Origin of the sequence: Rhodococcus sp. p52 (genome assembly GCF_000763325.2) — a bacterium.
In the GTDB taxonomy this organism is placed as follows: Bacteria; Actinomycetota; Actinomycetes; order Mycobacteriales; family Mycobacteriaceae; genus Rhodococcus; species Rhodococcus pyridinivorans.
Map to the genome: position 1 here is coordinate 1,272,312 of NZ_CP016819.1, position 17,829 is coordinate 1,290,140.

Annotated in this window: 20 protein-coding genes; 10 read left to right on the forward strand and 10 right to left on the reverse strand. The window is 66.5% G+C overall.

Annotated features, from left to right (window positions below; translation table 11 throughout):
* Window positions 1-51 precede the first annotated feature (51 nt).
* Window positions 52-1,269 (forward strand): alpha/beta hydrolase, encoded by a 1,218-nt coding sequence (locus tag IM25_RS05790; RefSeq protein WP_065995853.1) that lies wholly within the window; start codon window positions 52-54, stop codon window positions 1,267-1,269.
* Between the two features lie 3 nt (window positions 1,270-1,272).
* Here IM25_RS05790 and IM25_RS05795 read toward each other — a convergent pair whose 3' ends face one another.
* On the reverse strand, window positions 1,273-2,469 hold the full coding sequence (locus IM25_RS05795) for a 4-hydroxybenzoate 3-monooxygenase (RefSeq protein WP_033097543.1): 1,197 nt from the start codon (window positions 2,467-2,469) through the stop codon (window positions 1,273-1,275).
* A gap of 227 nt (window positions 2,470-2,696) precedes the next feature.
* Here IM25_RS05795 and IM25_RS05800 point away from each other — a divergent pair, with 227 nt between their 5' ends.
* A complete protein-coding gene (locus IM25_RS05800) occupies window positions 2,697-3,911 on the forward strand; it encodes an IS110 family transposase (RefSeq protein WP_065995854.1) in 1,215 nt (404 codons plus the stop codon).
* A gap of 111 nt (window positions 3,912-4,022) precedes the next feature.
* Here the strand turns inward: IM25_RS05800 and IM25_RS05805 are convergent, their stop codons facing one another.
* Window positions 4,023-4,781 carry an IclR family transcriptional regulator gene (locus IM25_RS05805; protein WP_033098463.1) on the reverse strand — a complete coding sequence of 253 codons (759 nt, stop codon included), beginning with the start codon at window positions 4,779-4,781 and terminating at the stop codon, window positions 4,023-4,025.
* Between the two features lie 129 nt (window positions 4,782-4,910).
* On the opposite strand from IM25_RS05805, the gene IM25_RS05810 reads away from it, so the two are divergent.
* From IM25_RS05810 to IM25_RS05825, 4 genes are all read left to right on the forward strand, one after another.
* A complete protein-coding gene (locus tag IM25_RS05810; RefSeq protein WP_232333412.1) occupies window positions 4,911-5,222 on the forward strand; it encodes an ArsR/SmtB family transcription factor in 312 nt (103 codons plus the stop codon).
* Entirely contained in the window at window positions 5,219-6,298 is a 1,080-nt protein-coding gene (gene arsB / locus IM25_RS05815) for an ACR3 family arsenite efflux transporter (protein ID WP_033098464.1), read from the forward strand. Before IM25_RS05810 ends, arsB begins: the two co-directional genes overlap by 4 nt.
* Window positions 6,295-6,702: an arsenate reductase ArsC gene (locus IM25_RS05820; protein ID WP_019290558.1), complete on the forward strand. Its 408-nt coding sequence runs from the start codon at window positions 6,295-6,297 to the stop codon at window positions 6,700-6,702. Before arsB ends, IM25_RS05820 begins: the two co-directional genes overlap by 4 nt.
* A gap of 205 nt (window positions 6,703-6,907) precedes the next feature.
* The gene (locus tag IM25_RS05825; RefSeq protein WP_183079246.1) at window positions 6,908-7,858 is read left to right on the forward strand and encodes a DUF808 domain-containing protein; all 951 of its coding nucleotides are present in this window, start codon (window positions 6,908-6,910) and stop codon (window positions 7,856-7,858) included.
* A 23-nt stretch (window positions 7,859-7,881) separates the two neighbouring features.
* Here the strand turns inward: IM25_RS05825 and IM25_RS05830 are convergent, their stop codons facing one another.
* On the reverse strand, window positions 7,882-8,487 hold the full coding sequence (locus IM25_RS05830; RefSeq protein ID WP_006550794.1) for a phosphoribosylanthranilate isomerase: 606 nt from the start codon (window positions 8,485-8,487) through the stop codon (window positions 7,882-7,884).
* A 48-nt stretch (window positions 8,488-8,535) separates the two neighbouring features.
* Complete coding sequence (locus IM25_RS05835) at window positions 8,536-8,895, reverse strand: Rv2640c family ArsR-like transcriptional regulator (RefSeq protein WP_006550795.1); 360 nt, start codon at window positions 8,893-8,895, stop codon at window positions 8,536-8,538.
* A 93-nt stretch (window positions 8,896-8,988) separates the two neighbouring features.
* Here IM25_RS05835 and IM25_RS05840 point away from each other — a divergent pair, with 93 nt between their 5' ends.
* Window positions 8,989-9,489 (forward strand): ArsI/CadI family heavy metal resistance metalloenzyme, encoded by a 501-nt coding sequence (locus tag IM25_RS05840; protein ID WP_033098489.1) that lies wholly within the window; start codon window positions 8,989-8,991, stop codon window positions 9,487-9,489.
* 75 nt (window positions 9,490-9,564) lie between these two features.
* Here the strand turns inward: IM25_RS05840 and dnaB are convergent, their stop codons facing one another.
* The 5 genes from dnaB to rpsF form a co-directional block, all read right to left on the reverse strand.
* On the reverse strand, window positions 9,565-12,789 hold the full coding sequence (dnaB, locus tag IM25_RS05845) for a replicative DNA helicase (RefSeq protein WP_084294966.1): 3,225 nt from the start codon (window positions 12,787-12,789) through the stop codon (window positions 9,565-9,567).
* A 469-nt stretch (window positions 12,790-13,258) separates the two neighbouring features.
* Window positions 13,259-13,714 (reverse strand): 50S ribosomal protein L9, encoded by a 456-nt coding sequence (gene rplI, locus IM25_RS05850; RefSeq protein ID WP_006550799.1) that lies wholly within the window; start codon window positions 13,712-13,714, stop codon window positions 13,259-13,261.
* 17 nt (window positions 13,715-13,731) lie between these two features.
* Complete coding sequence (gene rpsR, locus IM25_RS05855) at window positions 13,732-13,974, reverse strand: 30S ribosomal protein S18 (protein ID WP_006550800.1); 243 nt, start codon at window positions 13,972-13,974, stop codon at window positions 13,732-13,734.
* 41 nt (window positions 13,975-14,015) lie between these two features.
* On the reverse strand, window positions 14,016-14,534 hold the full coding sequence (locus IM25_RS05860; RefSeq protein ID WP_006550801.1) for a single-stranded DNA-binding protein: 519 nt from the start codon (window positions 14,532-14,534) through the stop codon (window positions 14,016-14,018).
* A 64-nt stretch (window positions 14,535-14,598) separates the two neighbouring features.
* Window positions 14,599-14,886 carry a 30S ribosomal protein S6 gene (gene rpsF, locus IM25_RS05865; RefSeq protein WP_006550802.1) on the reverse strand — a complete coding sequence of 96 codons (288 nt, stop codon included), beginning with the start codon at window positions 14,884-14,886 and terminating at the stop codon, window positions 14,599-14,601.
* Window positions 14,887-15,040: 154 nt separating this feature from the next.
* Between rpsF and IM25_RS05870 the strand changes: the two genes are divergently transcribed.
* From IM25_RS05870 to IM25_RS05880, 3 genes are read left to right on the forward strand one after another with little or no spacing between them, the layout of a single operon-like run.
* Window positions 15,041-16,384 carry a glycosyltransferase 87 family protein gene (locus tag IM25_RS05870; protein ID WP_033098467.1) on the forward strand — a complete coding sequence of 448 codons (1,344 nt, stop codon included), beginning with the start codon at window positions 15,041-15,043 and terminating at the stop codon, window positions 16,382-16,384.
* On the forward strand, window positions 16,381-16,968 hold the full coding sequence (locus tag IM25_RS05875; RefSeq protein WP_019290550.1) for a GNAT family N-acetyltransferase: 588 nt from the start codon (window positions 16,381-16,383) through the stop codon (window positions 16,966-16,968). Before IM25_RS05870 ends, IM25_RS05875 begins: the two co-directional genes overlap by 4 nt.
* Window positions 16,969-16,994: 26 nt before the next feature.
* Window positions 16,995-17,375, forward strand: coding sequence for a DUF2752 domain-containing protein (locus IM25_RS05880; RefSeq protein ID WP_006550806.1), 381 nt, complete (start codon window positions 16,995-16,997; stop codon window positions 17,373-17,375).
* Between the two features lie 82 nt (window positions 17,376-17,457).
* Here the strand turns inward: IM25_RS05880 and IM25_RS05885 are convergent, their stop codons facing one another.
* A complete protein-coding gene (locus tag IM25_RS05885; protein WP_033098468.1) occupies window positions 17,458-17,781 on the reverse strand; it encodes a hypothetical protein in 324 nt (107 codons plus the stop codon).
* Window positions 17,782-17,829 lie beyond the last annotated feature (48 nt).

Here is a 17,829-nt window from a genome sequence, read left to right on the forward strand (position 1 = left end):
CCGTGCAGGGAGAACCCCGATTCGCGAACCTCGGCTCGAAGGAGCACCGACATGGGTCTGCTGTTCCACGATCATCTGCACGACGAGTTCGGAACCTGGCCGCTGGCCTACATCCCCTACGGCGGCGCCGACTTCGGCGAGATCGCCGCAGTGGCCCGGCAGGTGGGCGACGGTGACGACGGGGACTTCTATCGGGCGTGGGTCGAGACCGGGGACCGTCTCGTCGCCGAAGCGGAGTCCTGCGCGACCGCCGGGCACGACGACTCGGCACGCGAGCTGTTCCTGCGGGCGAGCGCCTACTACGCGACCGCGTACCACCCGCTGTACGGATCTCCCGTCGACCCACGTCTGATCGCCGCCTTCGACAAGCAGGTCGCGGCCTTCGAGGCCGGGCTGGCGATCGGGGACACACCCGTCAAGGTTGCCAGGATTCCGTTCGAGGACACCACGCTTCCGGGCTACCTGATTCCCGCACCCGGCCACGAGAACAGCGTGCGGCCGCTCATCGTCTTCACCAACGGATACGACGCCACGATCACCGACATGTACTTCGCATCGGCCGTGGCAGCGCTGCGACGCGGCTACCACTGTCTCCTGTTCGACGGACCGGGCCAGGGCGAGATGCTCTACAAGCAGAAGATGCCGATGCGTCCGGACTGGGAAGTGGTCGTGCGCGCGGTGATCGATCATGCGACGGCCTCCCCCATCGTCGACCCCGAACGCATCGTCCTGAGCGGATGGAGTCTCGGTGGGTATCTCGCGCCGCGCGCAGCATCCGGTGAGCATCGTCTGGCCGCGGTGGTCGCCGATCCCGGTCAGTGGAGCGTCGCGGCCGGCACCCGGGCCCTCGGGGCAGCATTCGGCCTCTCCCCCGAGGTCCTCGACGATCCTCTCTCGATGAGCGCACAGGACGCCGACACGATCATGGCTGCGGTGCAGTCGGATCCGTCACTACGCTGGAAGATCATCGCCCGCGGATTCTGGGTCAACGGCGCCTCGGACATCCGGGAACTGTTCGCGGAGATGAACGAGTACACACTCGACGAGGTAGGCGAGCGTATCTCGTGCCCTGTCGTGGTGACCGCCGCCGAGAGCGATGCCCTCGCACGCGGTGCGGGAACATTCGGAGATCGGCTCGGCGACACGGGGACTCTCATCCCGTTCACCGAGGCCGAGGGTGCGGGTGGGCATTGCGAGATGGGCAACCGCACCCTCCTCAACAGGCGGGTTCTCGATCGGCTCGACGAGCTCCTGGCCCGCACGCCCTGACGATCAGCGGTCGGGCCGGCCCGTGTACGCCTCCGCGAGATACTGCTGTCCGTACCGGGAGCCGACGACCGCGGCGAGTTCGCCCAGTGCCCGCTTGTTCTCGAACGACGTTGCGTCCTCACGGGTGTGGAGCATCGAGGTCATCCAGTACGAGAAGTTCTGCGCCTTCCACACGCGCTGCAGCGCCGTGTCGCTGTAGGCGTCGAGCAGGTCGGACGAGCCGGTGGAGAAGAACGAGTCGAGCGCGCGGAAGAGCACCCGGACGTCGGCCAGGGCGAGGTTGAGTCCCTTGGCACCGGTCGGCGGAACGGTATGGCCGGCATCGCCTGCCAGGAAGAGGTTTCCGTGCCGCATCGGTTCGCACACGTACGAGCGGAACGGCAGGACCATCTGTTCGAAGATGGGGCCGCGCTTCAGTTCGAAACCGTCGGGGCCGTCGACACGCCTCTGAAGCTCGTCCCAGATCCGGTCCTCGCTCCACGTCGACGCGTCCTCGGACGGATCGCACTGGAAGTACATCCGCTGCACCGACTCGTTGCGTTGACTGATGAGGGCGAATCCGTGATCAGAACGCGCATAGATCAATTCGGGTGCACTCGGTGGAGCCTCGGTAAGGATCCCGAACCATGCGAAGGGGTACTCGATGAAGTGGTCGGTGCGGACGTCGCCGGGAATCGCCTTGCGGCAGATGCTCTGTGATCCGTCGGCTCCGACGAGGATGCGGCACCGGATCTCGACCGGCCTGCCGTCGGATTCGGCGAACCGGATCTTCGGTGTGTCGGTGGTGATGTCGAGAACCTCTGTGTCGCAGACGCTGTAGCGCACATCGCCACCGTCGCGTTCGCGCGAGGCGGCCAGATCGACGAAGACCTCGTTCTGCGGATACAACCACACTGACTCACCCACGAGGTCCCGGAAATCGATGCGGTGGCTCTCACCTCCGAAGCGCAGATCGATGCCGTCGTGGCGGTGCCCTTCGTTCAGGACACGGGTGTCGACTCCGCTCTCGGTGAGCAGCGACACCGAGCCGTGCTCGAGGATCCCCGCACGGTGGGTGGTCCGGATGGTCTCGTGATCACGCTTCTCGACGACGATGTTGTCGATCCCCGCCTTCGCGAGGAGATGGGAGAGCATGAGACCTGCCGGGCCGCCGCCGACGATGCCGACTTCGGTGGTGACGACCGTGCGGGTTGCGTTCATGTGTTCGTCCCTAAGTTTGTAGGTGTCTGGGGTCAGTGCCCTGGATGCCCAGAGCGGTGGGGTGTAGCTGATGAGTTCTTGCTTCGGTCGAGGCTTCGAAGGACTGGCTGCCCCACCGCGCTGGACGCTCCGACTGCTGATTGAGAGCTTGGTGCGGGTCGTCGCTGTTTAGGGATCTGTCGGCGGGGTTGTCCACGGGCACGAACTGCGAGGTCAGGAGCACAAAGATGACAACTCGGCCAGAGATATGGGTCGGAATCGACGTCGGCAAGACAGCGCATCACGCGTGCGCCGTCGACAATGCAGGCACCACGGTCTTCAGCCAGAAGGTCGACAACGACCAGGCCGCGATCGAAGCGGTGATCGCCCGCGCCGGCCGGATCGGCGAGCAGGTGCGGTGGGCGATCGATCTGACCAGCCCGATGGCACTGCTGCTGATCAGCGTGTTGCTCGCCGCCGACCAGACGGTGACCTATGTGCCCGGCCGGGTGGTCAACACGATGACCCACGGATTTCGCGGCGAAGCGAAAACCGACGCCAAGGACGCGAAGGTGATCGCCGAGACCGCCCGCCTGCGCCGAGACCTGAACCAGGTCACCATGCCCGACGAACTGGTGGTCGGACTGACCCAACTGACCGGCTACCGCACCGATCTGATGGCCGACTGGGTCGCCGGAATCAACCGGCTGCGGTCGCTGCTCGGATCGATCTTCCCGGCACTGGAAGCCGCATTCGACTACTCGACCCGCACTCCACTGATCCTGGTCGCCGGTATGTGCACCCCCACCGAGATCCGCGGCGCCGGAACGGTAGGGGTCGCAACATATCTCGCTGAGAGCGGCGCCTGGAAACCGGCCATCGCGAAAACCGCGGCCACGGCGGTCGAGGCGGCGCAGCGGCAGACGCTGGCCCTGCCGGGTGAAGCCGATACCGCGATGCTGATCAAGCGCATCGCCCGCAAGCTCCTCGATCTCGATCGGGAGATCAAGGACACCGACAAGCTCATCACCACCCGGTTCCGGCAGCACCCGTGGGCGCGGATCATCGAATCCCTGCCCGGCATGGGACCGGGACTGGGCGCCGAGTTTCTCGTCGGCACCGGGGGTGATCTGGCCAATCTCGCCAGTGCCGGACGCCTGGCGTCGTATGCCGGGCTGGTGCCCGTGCCCCGTGATTCCGGTCGGGTCGCCGGGAATCTGCGCCGCCCGAAACGCTACAACCGGCGCATGCGCAGGGTGTTCTACATGGCGGCGTTGTCGAGCCTGCGCTACGAGAGCGGACCGTCGCGACGGTTCTACGACCGCAAACGCAGTGAACGACAGATTCATACCCAAGCCCTACTGGCCCTGGCCCGGCGCCTGGTCGATGTTCTGTGGGCGTTGTTGCGTGACGGCCGAGAATTCAGCATCGACAACCCGGCTCCGGCCGCTGCTGTTGCTTGACACAGTCATTGAGAGTCCTTCGCTGCGCATATCCGATTCGCGTCCCGTCGAGTGTCGTGCGCCTCTCCCACCGCACACGTCGACTTCTCGTTCAATGAGAAAACGACCTGGTCAGTCCGGGGGACGCTCGCCGACTCCGCGCGCGATGCCGCGGGCAGCGGCCATGAGGACGGGCACGACGGCCTGTTGCCGGGACGCACCGGTGGGCACCACCACGCCGAGCGCCGCCAGGGCATGACCCGACCGCGCGAGGACGGGCACCGCGATGCCCGTGGTGCCCTCGTCGAGCACACCGTCGAAGCGCGCATAACCCCGCCGGCGGACCTCCGCGAGCGCGCGACGGAAATCTCTCGTCGTCGCAGCGAAACGCTTCTCCACCTCGGGATGTCGTCGCCGATAGGTTTCCTGCACCTCCGCAGGTGAGAACGCGAGCATCGACATGCCCAGCGACGTGTCGTGGACGGGGAGCCGACGCGCGACCGAGGCCTGGTTGACCACCGAATCGGACGCCGACAGCCGTTCGAGGACGAGGACCTCGTCGTCCTGCAGGACCGCGAGCTGGGTGTGCTGGTGCACCACCGACTGCACGTCCTGCAGAAAGGGCAGCGCCGACTCCCGCAGATCGCGCGCGGGTGCACTGCGCGCGACGAGTTCCCACAGGCGCAGACCGAGCCGTACCCGGCCGTCGTCGTCCCGGGTGAGCAGACCGTGTTGCACCAGCTCGCCGACGAGCCGGTAGGTCGTGGCCTGCGGGATGCCGGACCTGCGGGCGAGACTCCCGACCGTCAGGCGGGGTTGGGTGTCGTCGAACGACTCGAGGATGCGGACGACGCGGTCGAGCATCGAGTCACCGGACGGCGAGTTGGCCATGCCGCCATTGTTCCGTGTCCGATCCGGGCAGCTTCACCATCCGGATCCGTCCGTAGATTCGACATCTGTCAATATAGACGTGCGTCGAATCAAGATCTCGCGGGTGACGACGCCTGCTGCTCTCCGCTCGTGCGCCAACCCCTGACGGGCGATCGCGCCGCCGACCTCGCCCGGATGTTCAAGGCCCTCGGCGATCCGGTGCGTCTGCGGTTGCTGTCGCTCGTCGCGAGTCATGCCGGCGGTGAGGCGTGCGTATGCGACATCTCGGGATCGTTCGATCTGTCCCAACCGACGATCTCGCACCACCTCAGAGTTCTGCGCGAGGCAGCCCTGCTCGAGTGCGAGCGTCGCGGCACCTGGGTGTACTACCGGGTGGTTCCGGCTGCACTACGGCAACTCTCCGATGTACTCGGGATCGAGCCGACCGAGGTATCCGCATGAGTGAGCGAACTGCGGTGGACACTCCCGTGATGGGCAGGATGTCGACACTCGACCGCTTCCTTCCCGTGTGGATCGGCACCGCCATCGTCGTCGGCCTGCTGCTCGGCCGCATGATTCCCGGACTCGGAGAAGCCCTGGGTTTCATCGAGATCGACGGGATCTCGCTGCCGATCGCCCTCGGCTTGCTGATCATGATGTACCCGGTGCTGGCGAAGGTGCGCTACGACCGTCTCGACACGGTCACCGGCGACCGCACCCTGTTGATCTCGTCGCTGATCCTCAACTGGATCCTCGGTCCCGCACTGATGTTCGCGCTCGCGTGGCTGATGTTGCCGGACCTACCCGAATACCGCACCGGTCTGATCATCGTCGGCCTCGCGCGCTGCATCGCGATGGTGATCATCTGGAACGACCTCGCGTGCGGCGACCGGGAAGCCGCAGCCGTGCTGGTCGCGATCAACTCGGTCTTCCAGGTGATCATGTTCGCCGCTCTCGACTGGTTCTACCTGTCGGTGCTGCCCGGATGGCTCGGCCTCGAGCAGACCGGTCTCGACGTCTCCCCGTGGGAGATCGCGAAGTCCGTGCTGATCTTCCTCGGGATCCCGCTCGTCGCCGGTTTCCTCACTCGTCGATTCGGCGAGAAGGCGAAGGGCCGCAGCTGGTACGAGCAGACCTTCCTGCCGCGCATCGGACCGTGGGCGCTGTACGGACTGCTGTTCACCATCGTGGTCCTGTTCGCGCTGCAGGGTGAACAGATCACCTCGCGACCACTCGACGTCGTACGCATCGCGCTGCCCCTGCTGGCGTACTTCGCGATCATGTGGGGGAGCGGGTATCTCTTCGGCGCGACAGTAGGACTCGGCTACGAACGCACCACCACACTCGCCTTCACCGCCGCGGGCAACAACTTCGAACTCGCCATCGCCGTCGCGATCGGCACGTTCGGGGTCGCGTCCGGGCAGGCACTGGCGGGAGTCGTCGGCCCCCTCATCGAAGTGCCCGTCCTCGTCGCACTCGTGTATGTCGCTCTGGCCCTGCGCACACGTTTCGTCGCCCGTGCCGGAGGTGCGTCGTGACCGCCGTTCCGTCCGTGTTGTTCGTGTGCGTGCACAATGCCGGACGGTCCCAGATGGCCGCCGGGTTCCTGAGTCGCCTCGCAGGGGATCGCATCACAGTCCGTTCCGCCGGGTCCGCACCCGCCGAGGAGGTGAACCCTGCTGCGGTCGCGGCGATGGCCGAGGTCGGAATCGACATCTCCGGCGAGAACCCGAAGATCCTCACCGCCGACGCCGTGCAGACCTCCGACGTCGTGATCACGATGGGGTGCGGCGACACCTGCCCGGTATTCCCCGGTACGTCCTACCGGGACTGGGTGCTCGACGACCCGGCCGGACGAGGGCTCGACGCCGTGCGTCCGATCCGTGACGAGATCCGGGCGAAGGTCGAGGCGTTGATCGCCGAACTGACGCCACCGGCATGATCGAGTTCGGTAACCGCATCCACCGGGTACCCACAGGTCTGTCACGCTGGGCGCCCATGTAGGGCACTCGGTGTGGACGCACGTCGTCCCCGACCTGCTCCGGACACCGCGTTGCACGTCATCGCAGGTCCGGTAGCGTTCTGAGACGACTCGTAATCGCGTGTCGGTCGATCGGCTCGGTGCAGCCGAACTGTGGGAGGTTCCCGTGGCTGGTGGTCTCGTCGCCCTTCTGGACGACGTCGCGGTACTTGCGAAGGCAGCCGCGGCATCCATAGACGACATCGGCGCCGCAGCCGGCAGGGCGAGCGTCAAGGCAGCGGGCGTGGTCGTCGACGACACGGCCGTCACCCCCCGCTACGTGCACGGGTTCACCCCCGATCGCGAACTGCCGATCATCCGCAAGATCGCGATCGGGTCGATCCGCAACAAGCTTCTGATCATCCTGCCGGTCGCGATGATCCTGAGTCAGTTCCTCCCGCAGGCCCTGCCGTATCTGCTCATCGCCGGCGGTCTGTTCCTCTGCTACGAGGGCGCCGAGAAGGTCTACGAAGCGCTCACCGGCGGACACCACGAAAAAGAGGCCACCGCAGCGGAGAAGGGCCCCGAGTTCGAGAAGGCCATGATCGGCGGGGCGATCCGCACCGACCTGATCCTGTCCGCCGAGATCATGGTGATCTCGTTGGCCTCGGTCGAGGACGAACCCTTCCTGACTCGCCTGCTCGTCCTCATCGTCGTCGCCGTCCTCATCACCGTCCTGGTGTACGGCGTGGTCGCCCTGATCGTGAAGATGGACGACGTCGGCCTGGCGCTCGCGAAACGGAAGTCCACTTTCGCTCAGCGCGTCGGTCGCGGTCTCGTGAAGGCGATGCCGAAGCTGATGACCGTTCTCACCGTGGTCGGGATCGCCGCCATGCTGTGGGTCGGTGGGCACATCCTGCTCGTCAATGTCGGCGAGGCCGGATTCCATTGGCCTGCCGATCGTCTGCACGACCTCGAGCACTGGTTCGGCGAGCTCGTGCACGGCGGATTCGGCGGCGTGCTGTCGTGGACCGCGGGGACCGTGACATCCGCTCTGGTGGGCCTGATCGTGGGTGCGATCGTCGTGCTGATCATGCACCTGATCCCGCGGCGGAAGAGGGCCGACGCCGCGCACTGACGCCGCCGGATCCCCCGGACGGGTCACTCGGGGGCGTTTCTCCGGACCGCCTGCGCGAACGCCCGCATGAGACCCGGATCCTTGACGCCGCGTTCGGCCTCGATGCCGCTGGAGACGTCGACACCCCACGCCCCGGACGTGGAAAGTGCCCTCTCCACGTTGTCGGGGTTCAGCCCGCCCGCAAGGACCCACCGGCCGGACGGCAAGGCACTGCGGTCCTGCCAGTCCCACGTCTTCCCGGCACCGGCGACTGCGCCGTCGACGAGCAACAGGTCGGCGCCGAAGTCCTCCGACAGCGCCTCGGCTCCTCCGGTGTTGATCGCGCGGATCACCGTGAATCCCGCGTCGTGCAGCACGCGCACGTCGTCGGCCGACCGCAGGTCGTGCACCTGGACGTGATCGAGATTCGCGGCCCGGGCCGTCGTGACGATCTCGTCGAGGGACGCATTCACATAGACGCCGACGGCGAGTGTTCCCGCCGGCACGCGGGTGCGGAGCGTCGCGGCCCGATCCGGGGAGATGCGACGAGGGCTCTTCACGAGGACGAAACCGACCGCGTCGACGCCCAGTTCGACGGCGAGATCGACGGTCGCCTCGTCCTGCAGTCCGCACATCTTGATGAACGTCATCACTACCTTCCTCGCCGCTTCTCCATCTCGAGGATATGTGTGCGACCGTCAGCGGCAGCAGTTCGGATCCAGGACGACCCTGAGCGCCTCGAGGGACTCGGCGCGGGCACGGTGATAGACGTTCATCCCGCGTCGCTCGGATTCGACCATGCCCGCCTTGCGTAGTTGTCCGAGGTGATGACTCACCGTGGATTCCGCCAGATCCACACCGGCGGCAAGATCGCACGTGCACACCGCACCTTCGTCGGCGGTGAGCAGGATCGACACGAGTTTGATGCGCACCGGATCGGCCAGGGCCTTCAACCGCAACGCGACCTCGAGGGCGGCGTCGTCGCGCATCGGCGCAGCCGATACCGGCGCGCAGCAGATCGGGGCGCGGACATCGATCACGGGCAGCGCTTTCGGCATGATTCGAGCCTAACCACCTTCTTGACATATGTCGAAATACAGGAGCATCCTGTGGGCGGTAATTCGATATATGTCACACAGGTGGAGGCAGTCATGTCACGCATCCAGTTCGCCCTCGACGTCGACGACCTGCCCGAAGCGGTCGCCTTCTACTCGACACTGTTCGGCACCGAACCGGCCAAGCTCGAACCGGGCTACGCCAACTTCGCGATCGCCGATCCGCCGTTGAAGCTGGTGCTGTTCGAGAACCCGGGCAAGGGCGGCACGATCAACCATCTCGGGGTCGAGGTCGACTCGTCCGAGAAGGTGCACACCGAGATCGCCCGATTGACCGAGGCGGGCCTGTTCGCCGACGAGGAGATGGGCACGACCTGTTGCTACGCCACGCAAGACAAGGCGTGGGTGACGGGTCCGGCAGGGGAGAAGTGGGAGGTGTACACCGTCCTGGCGGATTCGGCCACCTTCGGGTCGAGCCCGCAGCATCTCGACGGCACGCAGGAAGCCAGCGGCGGAACATGCTGCACGACCGGTGCCCCGGACGAGCAGCAGGACGACAACTCCACGCCGAGAACCGGCGTAACCTCCTGCTGCTGACCGCCTTTCGCTACGAATATCACGGAACCGGGACGAGATCTGTCGCCTCGCCGCCGGGCGGGGCGACGACTCGTATCAGCCTCGCGCCATGTCCACGAACCGCGACAGGTGCAGCTGGTGGGCAACGGTGATGGTCGCGGTCGGGCCGTTACGGTGCTTGCCGACGATGAGGTCGGCCTCGCCACCACGCGGGTCGTCGCGCTCGAAGGCGTCGGGGCGGTGCAGCAGGATGACCATGTCGGCGTCCTGCTCGAGGCTGTTGTGCACCGCGATGCCGTCGGCGACGAAATTGTGTGTGCCGGGCACCGTTCCGTCGTAGACGTCCTGCTCGCCGAGACTCGTGACGGAGACGATCTCGTCCCAGAACACGTTGTTGGTGGCGACCATGTCGATGTCGGCCGTGTCGAGGACATCGGCGCCCCGGGCGAGCCGCGAGCGTGCACCCTCGGTGGTGCGCGGGGTGGCGGACGCGACCGGTCCGATCGGAGCGAGCTGTTCGACGGCGAGCAATTCGCCGAGCTCGGCTTCGATCTCGGGGGTGACGGTGTCAGGGCTGTGTTTGACGAGCTTCGGTCCGAGCTGCGCCAGGACCCACTGCGCCGCGGTTCCGTGCTTGCCCACGTCGTGGAGGAAGACCGCCTGGTTCTCCGCCCCGGTGACAGTGAGGTCCCAGCCCTCGACGGCATCGGTGATCCGCGCGAACACGCCGATGCGCAGGAGCAGGCGCGCGAGGTCGTCGGCCAGACGACGCTCCGCCGACCGGTAGCGGACGACGGCGCGGGCAGCGCCTGCGTCCCATGCGACCTCACCGCTGTCCTCCCAGATGTGGCAGACGAGCTCGGCGACCTGCTCCTTGGGGAGCGAGAACGCGCGGGTGGGGATCAGTCGGCCGGCCACGGCAGTGTCCGCGAGAACGGCCACCTCGTCGTCGGATGCGGGTATCACGTCGAGGGGTGCGGGCACCGCACGCGGCACTGCGACACGCTCACCGGCGACCAACTCGCCCAACGGCATCCAGCCGTCGATGGTGAGGAAGGGATGGTTCGCGGTGGCTTCGACACGACGCCCCGAGGCCAGCTCCAACCGGAAGACTTCCTTACGGCCGCTGGGGAAGACCTTCACCATCGGCCGGACGACCATCCGCATGCGTTCGTCGAGCGACCACACGAGGGGCTGTTCACCCGACTCGAGCAGCTCGCCGAGCGTGACTTCGGCGCCGGTGTCGGCGCGCATGATGCGCGTGGACGCCGGCAGGCAGCCCGACTCACGGAGGTCGGAGACCTGCGGCCGCTTGTCGGTGCGCTGCTCGGGACCACGGTTGAGCTGACACACCGCGACGACCGGAACCTCGAGTTCCTTCGCGAGAAGCTTGAGGCTACGCGAGAATTCGGAGACCTCCTGCTGACGCGACTCGACCTTCTTGCCGGACGACATGAGCTGCAGGTAGTCGATGACGATGAGACGGATGTCGTGTTTCTGCTTGAGCCGCCGCGCTTTTGCGCGGATCTCCATCATCGTGAGGTTCGGTGAGTCGTCGATGAACAACGGCGCTTCGCTGATCTCGCTCATGCGGCGGGCGAGACGCGTCCAGTCGTCGTCGGTCATGCGTCCGGATCGCATGTCGCCGAGCTTGATCTTCGCCTCCGCGGACAGCAGACGCATGACGATCTCGGTCTTGCCCATCTCGAGCGAGAAGATGACCGACGCCATGCCGTGCTTGATGGAGCACGACCGCATGAAGTCCATGCTCAGCGTGGAGTTGTGTGTGGGCACCATCGCGCGACCCGCGAGGTACATGTGGTCGCCGTCGACCTCGACGCACCGCACCGGGACCGAGGGAACCGGGCGGACGGCGACGATGCGGCGCTCGCGCGGCACGGTGGCGCGGCATTCCTTGTGCCGCACGGCCTTGCTGGGCAGGACGAAGACGTCGTCGTCGGTGGTGAAGGAGATCTCGGTGCCGTCGAGCACCGGCGCGTAACCGAGGCCCGACAGGAGTTCGGCGACGCCCTGCGCCAGACGCTCGGACGAGCCGACGAACCGGATGGTGCCGTCGTCGTCGATCTCTCCACCGGCGTCGAGCAGACCCGCGAGGAGTTCGCGACGCTGCGGTTCGGATGCCCGCTGGTATTCGGCGGGGATGTGTGCGCCGAGCGCGACGAGGGCGCTCGTGAAACCACCTTCGCCGTCGATACGCATGTGCAGTTCGGGATCGGACGACGGGCCGCCGAGCCACGCACCGAGCGTGAAGGGGGAGACGGGCAGCTCTGTTGCCGGGAACGACAGTGCCTCGGTGTTCGCGACGGTGTGCCCGGCGTCGGCGGTGGCGGCGAGTTCGCCCGTGGTGCGGATCGCGCCGTCGCCGGTGCGCCACTGGTGCTGCTCGTCGGCGACGATCACGGTGCCGTCGGAGAACACGACGTCGAAGCACGGCCGGCCGTGCATGACCTCGGTGGCGGCGAGGACGCGGACGGGGCGGCCGTCGGCGCCGAGGAGTTCGTCGCCCACACCGACCTCGCCCATCGTGGTCCAGCCGGTGGGGGTGGGCAGGAGAGTGTCGAGCGCGAGGGCCTTACCCACACCGGGACGCGCGGCGACGATGATCATCTGGCCGGCGTGCAGCCCGTTGGTGAGCTCGTCGAGTTCGGCGAAGCCGGTGGGCACGCCGAGGGAGATACCGCCGCGGCTGGCGATGGAGTCGATCTCGTCCATCGTGGGCTGCAGGAGTTCTTCGAGCGGCACGAAGTCTTCGGTGGTGCGTCGTTCGGCGACCTCGAAGACCTCCGCCTGCGCGCGGTCGACGATCTCGGCGACGTCCTGGCCGTCGGCGCCGGCGTAGCCGTACTGGACGATGCGCGTGCCCGCCTCGACGAGACGACGCAGGACGGCCTTCTCGGCGACGATCTCGGCGTAGTAGCCGGCATTGGCCGCGGTGGGGACGGTCTGGGTGAGCGTGACGAGATAGGCGGCTCCGCCGAGACGCTTGAGTTCGCCGCGCCGGTCGAGCTCGGCCGACACGGTGACCGGGTCGGCGGGTTCGCCACGGCTGTAGAGATCGAGGATCGCGTCGTACACGGCTTGGTGGGCCGGACGGTAGAAGTCGCCGGGCCTCAGCACTTCGAGGACGTCGGCGATGGCGTCCTTGCTCAGCAGCATGCCACCGAGCACGGACTGCTCGGCCACGAGATCCTGAGGGGGCTGTCGACCGAAGTCTCCACTCGGTTCCTCGGGAGGTCCCGAATATTCGGGATTTCCACGATCGTCAACGACGGCCACTGCAGTGCCTGCCTTCCTCCACATGTCCCCGTCCGGCGCGCTGTGCTCCGGCGGATACCTGCACGCACTCCCGGTGTCGGTACCCGGGGTTTCGTGTCCGGTTCTACTCGCCCCTACCGACATCCTGTGTGTGGAGTCGTGCGCCCGACGTTAGGGATCCGGATGACCCTCCACAACTCGGGTTGTGCACACAGTTGGGGATGAATTGTGGAAAGAGGAGGACAGCCTTGTGTACCGGATGTGCACAGCCTGGGGACAACACATCTCACATCTCTCATAACTGCAGGTAGGAGCAGAAAAATGTCTGTTCACACGTGTGGAGAAGAAGAATTTCGGCGTGTCGGAGGGCCGGGCGTGTTCACCCATTCGTTCCCCGAACGACATTCCGAGGAGTCACAACGGTGTGGTTTACCCCCCGGTTTATCCACAGGCTGTGCACAGACGACGAGGAGCCCCACGCCGACCAGGCGCGGGGCTCCTCGAGGGGCCGGAATCAGGCAGCCACGACGTTCAGCGTGAACTTCGCGGTGACATCCGGGTGCAGCTTCACGACGATCTGGTGCTTGCCGGTCGCCTTGATGTGGGCCTTGGGCAGCTCGATGATGCGCTTGTCGACAACCGGGCCACCGGCAGCCTTGAGAGCACCGGCGACATCGGCAGCGGTGACCGAGCCGAACAGCTTGCCCGAGTCGCTCGAGGTCTTGACGCTCAGCGAAACGTCCTCGAGGCCCTCGATGGCGGCCTTGAGCTCCTGAGCGTGCTCGAGGCCACGCACGGCGCGAGCCTCCTGGGCACGGCGGATGCCCTCGACCTGCTTCTGGGCACCACGGGTGGCGACGATCGCCAGGCCGCGGGGCAGCAGGTAGTTGCGGCCGTAGCCGTCCTTGACCTCAACGGTGTCGCCAGGCGCACCGAGGTTGTCCACGTCAGCAGTAAGGATGAGCTTCATCGTGTCCCTCCCTTTCCTCAGCGAGTCGTCGAGACGTAAGGGAGCAGAGCCACCTCACGAGAGTTCTTGACAGCAACAGCGACGTCGCGCTGGTGCTGCACGCAGTTGCCGGTGACGCGGCGAGCGCGGATCTTGCCGCGATCGCTGACGTACTTGCGCAGCAGCGTCGTGTCCTTGTAATCGATCTGCACGTTCTTTTCCTTGCAGAAGGTGCAGACCTTCTTCTTCAAAACCTTCTCGCGCGCGGGCGACTTAGGCATGGTCGTTCTCCGTAATTTTGGATGTTCCGATCGAGGTCGGATCAGAACGGAGGCTCGTCGTCCCCGGAACCACCGAAGGAACCCGACTGCGGGGCGTCGCCCCACGGGTCGTCTCCGCCGACGTTCGTGTTCTGAGCGGGACGGCCACCGCCCGATCCACCGGAGGAACCACCGAAGCCTCCGCCACCGCCACCGCGACCGGCCTTGGTGACCTTGGCCGTGGCGTAACGGAGCGAGGGGCCGATCTCGTCGACCTCGAGCTCCACGACAGTGCGCTTCTCGCCTTCACGCGTCTCGTAGCTGCGCTGCTTGAGCCGGCCCTGCACGATCACACGCGAGCCGCGAGTCAAGCTCTCGGCCACGTTCTCCGCTGCCTCACGCCAGATGTTGCAGCGCAGGAACAGAGCCTCGCCGTCCTTCCATTCGTTGGACTGACGGTCGAACACGCGGGGCGTGGATGCAACGGTGAAGTTCGCAACCGCAGCACCCGCGGGGGTGAAACGCAGTTCGGGGTCGGCGGTCAGATTGCCGACCACGGTGATGACGGTGTCGCCTGCCATGTGGTTCCTCCTGCAGTGTGGGGAGTCCTGATGCGCCAGAGCCTACGGCCCGGCGCCGACAGGCTCACTTGCCGTGGCGCAGAACCTTGGTGCGGAGCACCGACTCGTTCAGGCCGAGCTGGCGATCCAGCTCTGCAACGGCAGCAGGCGTCGCGCTGATGTCGATCACCGCGTAGATGCCTTCGCTGTTCTTGGCGATCTCGTAGGCGAGACGACGCTTACCCCACACGTCGACCTTGTCGACCTTGCCGCCTTCCTGGCGAATGACGTTGAGGAACGTCTCCAGCGAGGGAGCGACAGTGCGCTCGTCCAGGCTGGGGTCCAGGATGATCATCAATTCGTAATGACGCATAAGACCTCATCACCTCCTATGGACTGTGAACGGTCACGGACGTTCCGTGACAGGAGGGTCGTTGCGTCAGCAACCCATGAAGGGTACACGACGGCCCGGCGACCAGCGAAATCGCCGACCGTCGCGGGCGGGGGATTTGTCCTAGGGTGAGAACATGCGCACGAGCTCCGGGACCGTCTCGCTCGTCGCCGTCCTGACGTGCGCGGTGATGATGTGGTTCGGCTACCTGAACAAGGCCCGGTGCGCCGGCCCCACCTTCGACGCCGAGGGCCGCACGCTGCGGTTCGAGGACATCAAGGACGCCGACGTCTGCTATTCCGACATCCAGCAGTTGTGGATCGGCCGCGGCATCAACCTCCACGTCTTCCCCTTCGTCGACGGGGGCATCACCTCGTCGGGAGCGCTGACCGGGGGCACCGTCGAGTACCCCGTGCTCAGCGGGGTGCTCATGTGGATCGGGGCCATCGGTGCCCACACCGATGCGGAGTTCCTCCTGCAGTCGGCGTTGTTGCTCGCCCCCTTCGGGCTGGTCACCGCGTGGTTGCTCGCACGGATGGCCGGATGGGCCGCGCTGTTGTGGTCGCTCACGCCGCCGCTCGTGCTCTACGCCTTCCTCAACTGGGACCTGCCGGTCGTGGCGGTCACCGTCACCGCCGCCGCGGTGCTGACGATCGAACGCTGGTCGCTGCGGACTCGCGGAGTGGTCGCGGCAGTGCTGCTGGGCGTGGGCTTCTGCCTCAAGCTCTATCCGGGCATCTTCGTTCTGCCGCTCATGGCCTATGCCCTCACCGGCGGGAGCTCACCCGATCGGAAGCGGGACGTCCCCGGCGCCCTCGCCGTCGCGGGCACGGCGGCAGCGACGGTCGCCGCGATCAACCTGCCCTTCGCGATCCTCGGCTACGAGGGCTGGCGGGCGTCGTTCGCCTTCCAGCAGAACCGGGAAGCGGACGGGACCAGCAACTCCATCTGGTACTGGGGTCTGCGGCCGCTGATGGGCGGCTACCAGGAATACGAGAACACCCCCCAGTACAACGAGCTGGTGGCCCAGTTGTCGCCGACGCTGATCGCGCTGTCGTTCGCGCTCGCCCTGTGGCTCGGATGGCGCCGATACCTCCGCGACGGCGTCTATCCGTGGCTCGGTACCGGGGCCGCGATGCTGTGCGGGTTCATGCTCTTCCACAAGGTGCACTCACCGCAGTACACGTTGTGGCTGCTGCCGATGTTGATTCTGCTGCGCGTGCCATGGGGTCTCGTCGCCGCCTATCTGCTCGCCGATCTCGCCATCGGCATCGGCATCTTCCGGTGGTTCGCCGCGACCGCCGGCGAAACGGACATGGCCCTGCCGCTCACGCTCGTCCACATCGGAGTGTGGGGACGCGCGGTCCTGCTGGTCGTGCTGTTCTTCGTCTTCCTGCGCGTCCCGCCCAGAACTCCGTGGCAGCAGACGGAACGGACGGGCTACGCTCGCCGTCCGACGACGACCGGGAGAGCGCAATGAACGATAACTGGATGGAACATCCCGTCCTCGAGGGCCCTCGTATCCGACTCGAGCCCCTCGCCGACGCGCACGTCGAAGGTCTACTGAAGGCCGCCGACGATCCCGACACGATCTTCGCCTGGGCACACCTTGTGATCCGCGACCTCGACGACGCGCGCACGTTCGTGCGCGAGGCCGTGGCCGATCCGTCCCGGCTGCCCTACGCAATCGTCGACAGGGCGACCGGCGAGGTGCTGGGGTCGACGTCCTACTACCTCCTCGAACCGGCCCACCGCACACTGGTGATCGGCTACACCTGGCTGTCGACCCGGGTGCAGCGGACCCACGTGAACAGCGAGTCGAAACTGCTTCTGCTGCAGCGCGCCTTCGACGACCTCGGGGCCGTGCGCGTGACCTGGCACGCCGACGAACGCAACACCCGTTCGCGCGACGCCCTGCGCCGGCTCGGCGCCACCGAGGAGGGCCTGCTCCGCAAGCACCGCAGGCGCCGCGACGGCAGCTGGCGGACCACCGCGCTGTTCTCCCTCACCGACGACGAGTGGCCCGGGGTACGCGCCCGGCTCGAGGAGCGCACGGTGCGATGAGGACGAGGCGCGCGCTCGCAGCCCCCATGGCGATCGCCGTGGGTGCGGTCGCGGTGTGCGCCGCGGTGGCGTGGGCCGACCCGACCACGCCGGGCGGGGTCATTCCGCCGTGCCCCACCTACTCACTGTTCGGAATCCTGTGTCCCGGCTGCGGTTCGTCGCGGATGTTGTATTCGCTCGTCCATCTCGACGTGCCGGCAGCATTGCACTACAACGCCCTCGGTCTCGTCGCGCTGGCCGTGCTCACCGTGTCCTTCGGTCTGTGGACGTGGAGCAGGGCGCGGGGCACACCGATGCCGCGGTGGACGCGATACCGGTGGCCCCCGCACCTCGTGCTGATCCTGACGGCGATGTGGTTCGTCGTGCGCAACATCCCGGTCGCGCCGTTCACCGCCCTACGGATCTGACCGTCAGAGGATCGGGCAGTTGACCAGGTAGTCCCAGTCCGTCCGGGGATCCCCGGTCACTCGGACGAGAATCGAGGATGCGCTACCTGCCGGCACATTCACCACTGCGACCCAACTCGTGGTAGGTGCCGGTGACACCTTCCCCTCCCGACTGCCGCGACTGGTTGCACTGCTGGGTCGTCGGCAGCGATGATCCGTTGCCCAGGATCGCACTGCCCAGATCGATCGCCCGTCCACCCAGATCCACCACGCTGCCGGGCAGTTCGGACACGCTGCCGGGCAGATCGTTGCTGTCGGCGCTGCCGGTGGGAGCGGCCGAAGCGACAACGGGCGCACCGAATGCGACCGCCGCCACCGTGACCGCCGTCAGAACCGCGCGCAGACCCGACCTGCGAATACGAGACATGCTTCCTCCGATGATCGATGCGTTGAATCCCCCACCAGGACGTTCCCA

What these genes read in the sequence shown, in the direction of transcription:
- IM25_RS05790 (WP_065995853.1), top strand. Translation starts at nt 52, where the DNA reads ATGGGTCTGCTGTTCCACGATCATCTGCACGACGAGTTCGGAACCTGG.
- IM25_RS05795 (WP_033097543.1), bottom strand. Translation starts at nt 2,469, where the DNA reads ATGAACGCAACCCGCACGGTCGTCACCACCGAAGTCGGCATCGTCGGC.
- IM25_RS05800 (WP_065995854.1), top strand. Translation starts at nt 2,697, where the DNA reads ATGACAACTCGGCCAGAGATATGGGTCGGAATCGACGTCGGCAAGACA.
- IM25_RS05805 (WP_033098463.1), bottom strand. Translation starts at nt 4,781, where the DNA reads ATGGCCAACTCGCCGTCCGGTGACTCGATGCTCGACCGCGTCGTCCGC.
- arsB (WP_033098464.1), top strand. Translation starts at nt 5,219, where the DNA reads ATGAGTGAGCGAACTGCGGTGGACACTCCCGTGATGGGCAGGATGTCG.
- IM25_RS05830 (WP_006550794.1), bottom strand. Translation starts at nt 8,487, where the DNA reads ATGACGTTCATCAAGATGTGCGGACTGCAGGACGAGGCGACCGTCGAT.
- IM25_RS05835 (WP_006550795.1), bottom strand. Translation starts at nt 8,895, where the DNA reads ATGCCGAAAGCGCTGCCCGTGATCGATGTCCGCGCCCCGATCTGCTGC.
- IM25_RS05840 (WP_033098489.1), top strand. Translation starts at nt 8,989, where the DNA reads ATGTCACGCATCCAGTTCGCCCTCGACGTCGACGACCTGCCCGAAGCG.
- dnaB (WP_084294966.1), bottom strand. Translation starts at nt 12,789, where the DNA reads ATGTGGAGGAAGGCAGGCACTGCAGTGGCCGTCGTTGACGATCGTGGA.
- rplI (WP_006550799.1), bottom strand. Translation starts at nt 13,714, where the DNA reads ATGAAGCTCATCCTTACTGCTGACGTGGACAACCTCGGTGCGCCTGGC.
- rpsR (WP_006550800.1), bottom strand. Translation starts at nt 13,974, where the DNA reads ATGCCTAAGTCGCCCGCGCGCGAGAAGGTTTTGAAGAAGAAGGTCTGC.
- IM25_RS05860 (WP_006550801.1), bottom strand. Translation starts at nt 14,534, where the DNA reads ATGGCAGGCGACACCGTCATCACCGTGGTCGGCAATCTGACCGCCGAC.
- rpsF (WP_006550802.1), bottom strand. Translation starts at nt 14,886, where the DNA reads ATGCGTCATTACGAATTGATGATCATCCTGGACCCCAGCCTGGACGAG.
- IM25_RS05870 (WP_033098467.1), top strand. Translation starts at nt 15,041, where the DNA reads ATGCGCACGAGCTCCGGGACCGTCTCGCTCGTCGCCGTCCTGACGTGC.
- IM25_RS05875 (WP_019290550.1), top strand. Translation starts at nt 16,381, where the DNA reads ATGAACGATAACTGGATGGAACATCCCGTCCTCGAGGGCCCTCGTATC.
- IM25_RS05880 (WP_006550806.1), top strand. Translation starts at nt 16,995, where the DNA reads ATGGCGATCGCCGTGGGTGCGGTCGCGGTGTGCGCCGCGGTGGCGTGG.
- IM25_RS05885 (WP_033098468.1), bottom strand. Translation starts at nt 17,781, where the DNA reads ATGTCTCGTATTCGCAGGTCGGGTCTGCGCGCGGTTCTGACGGCGGTC.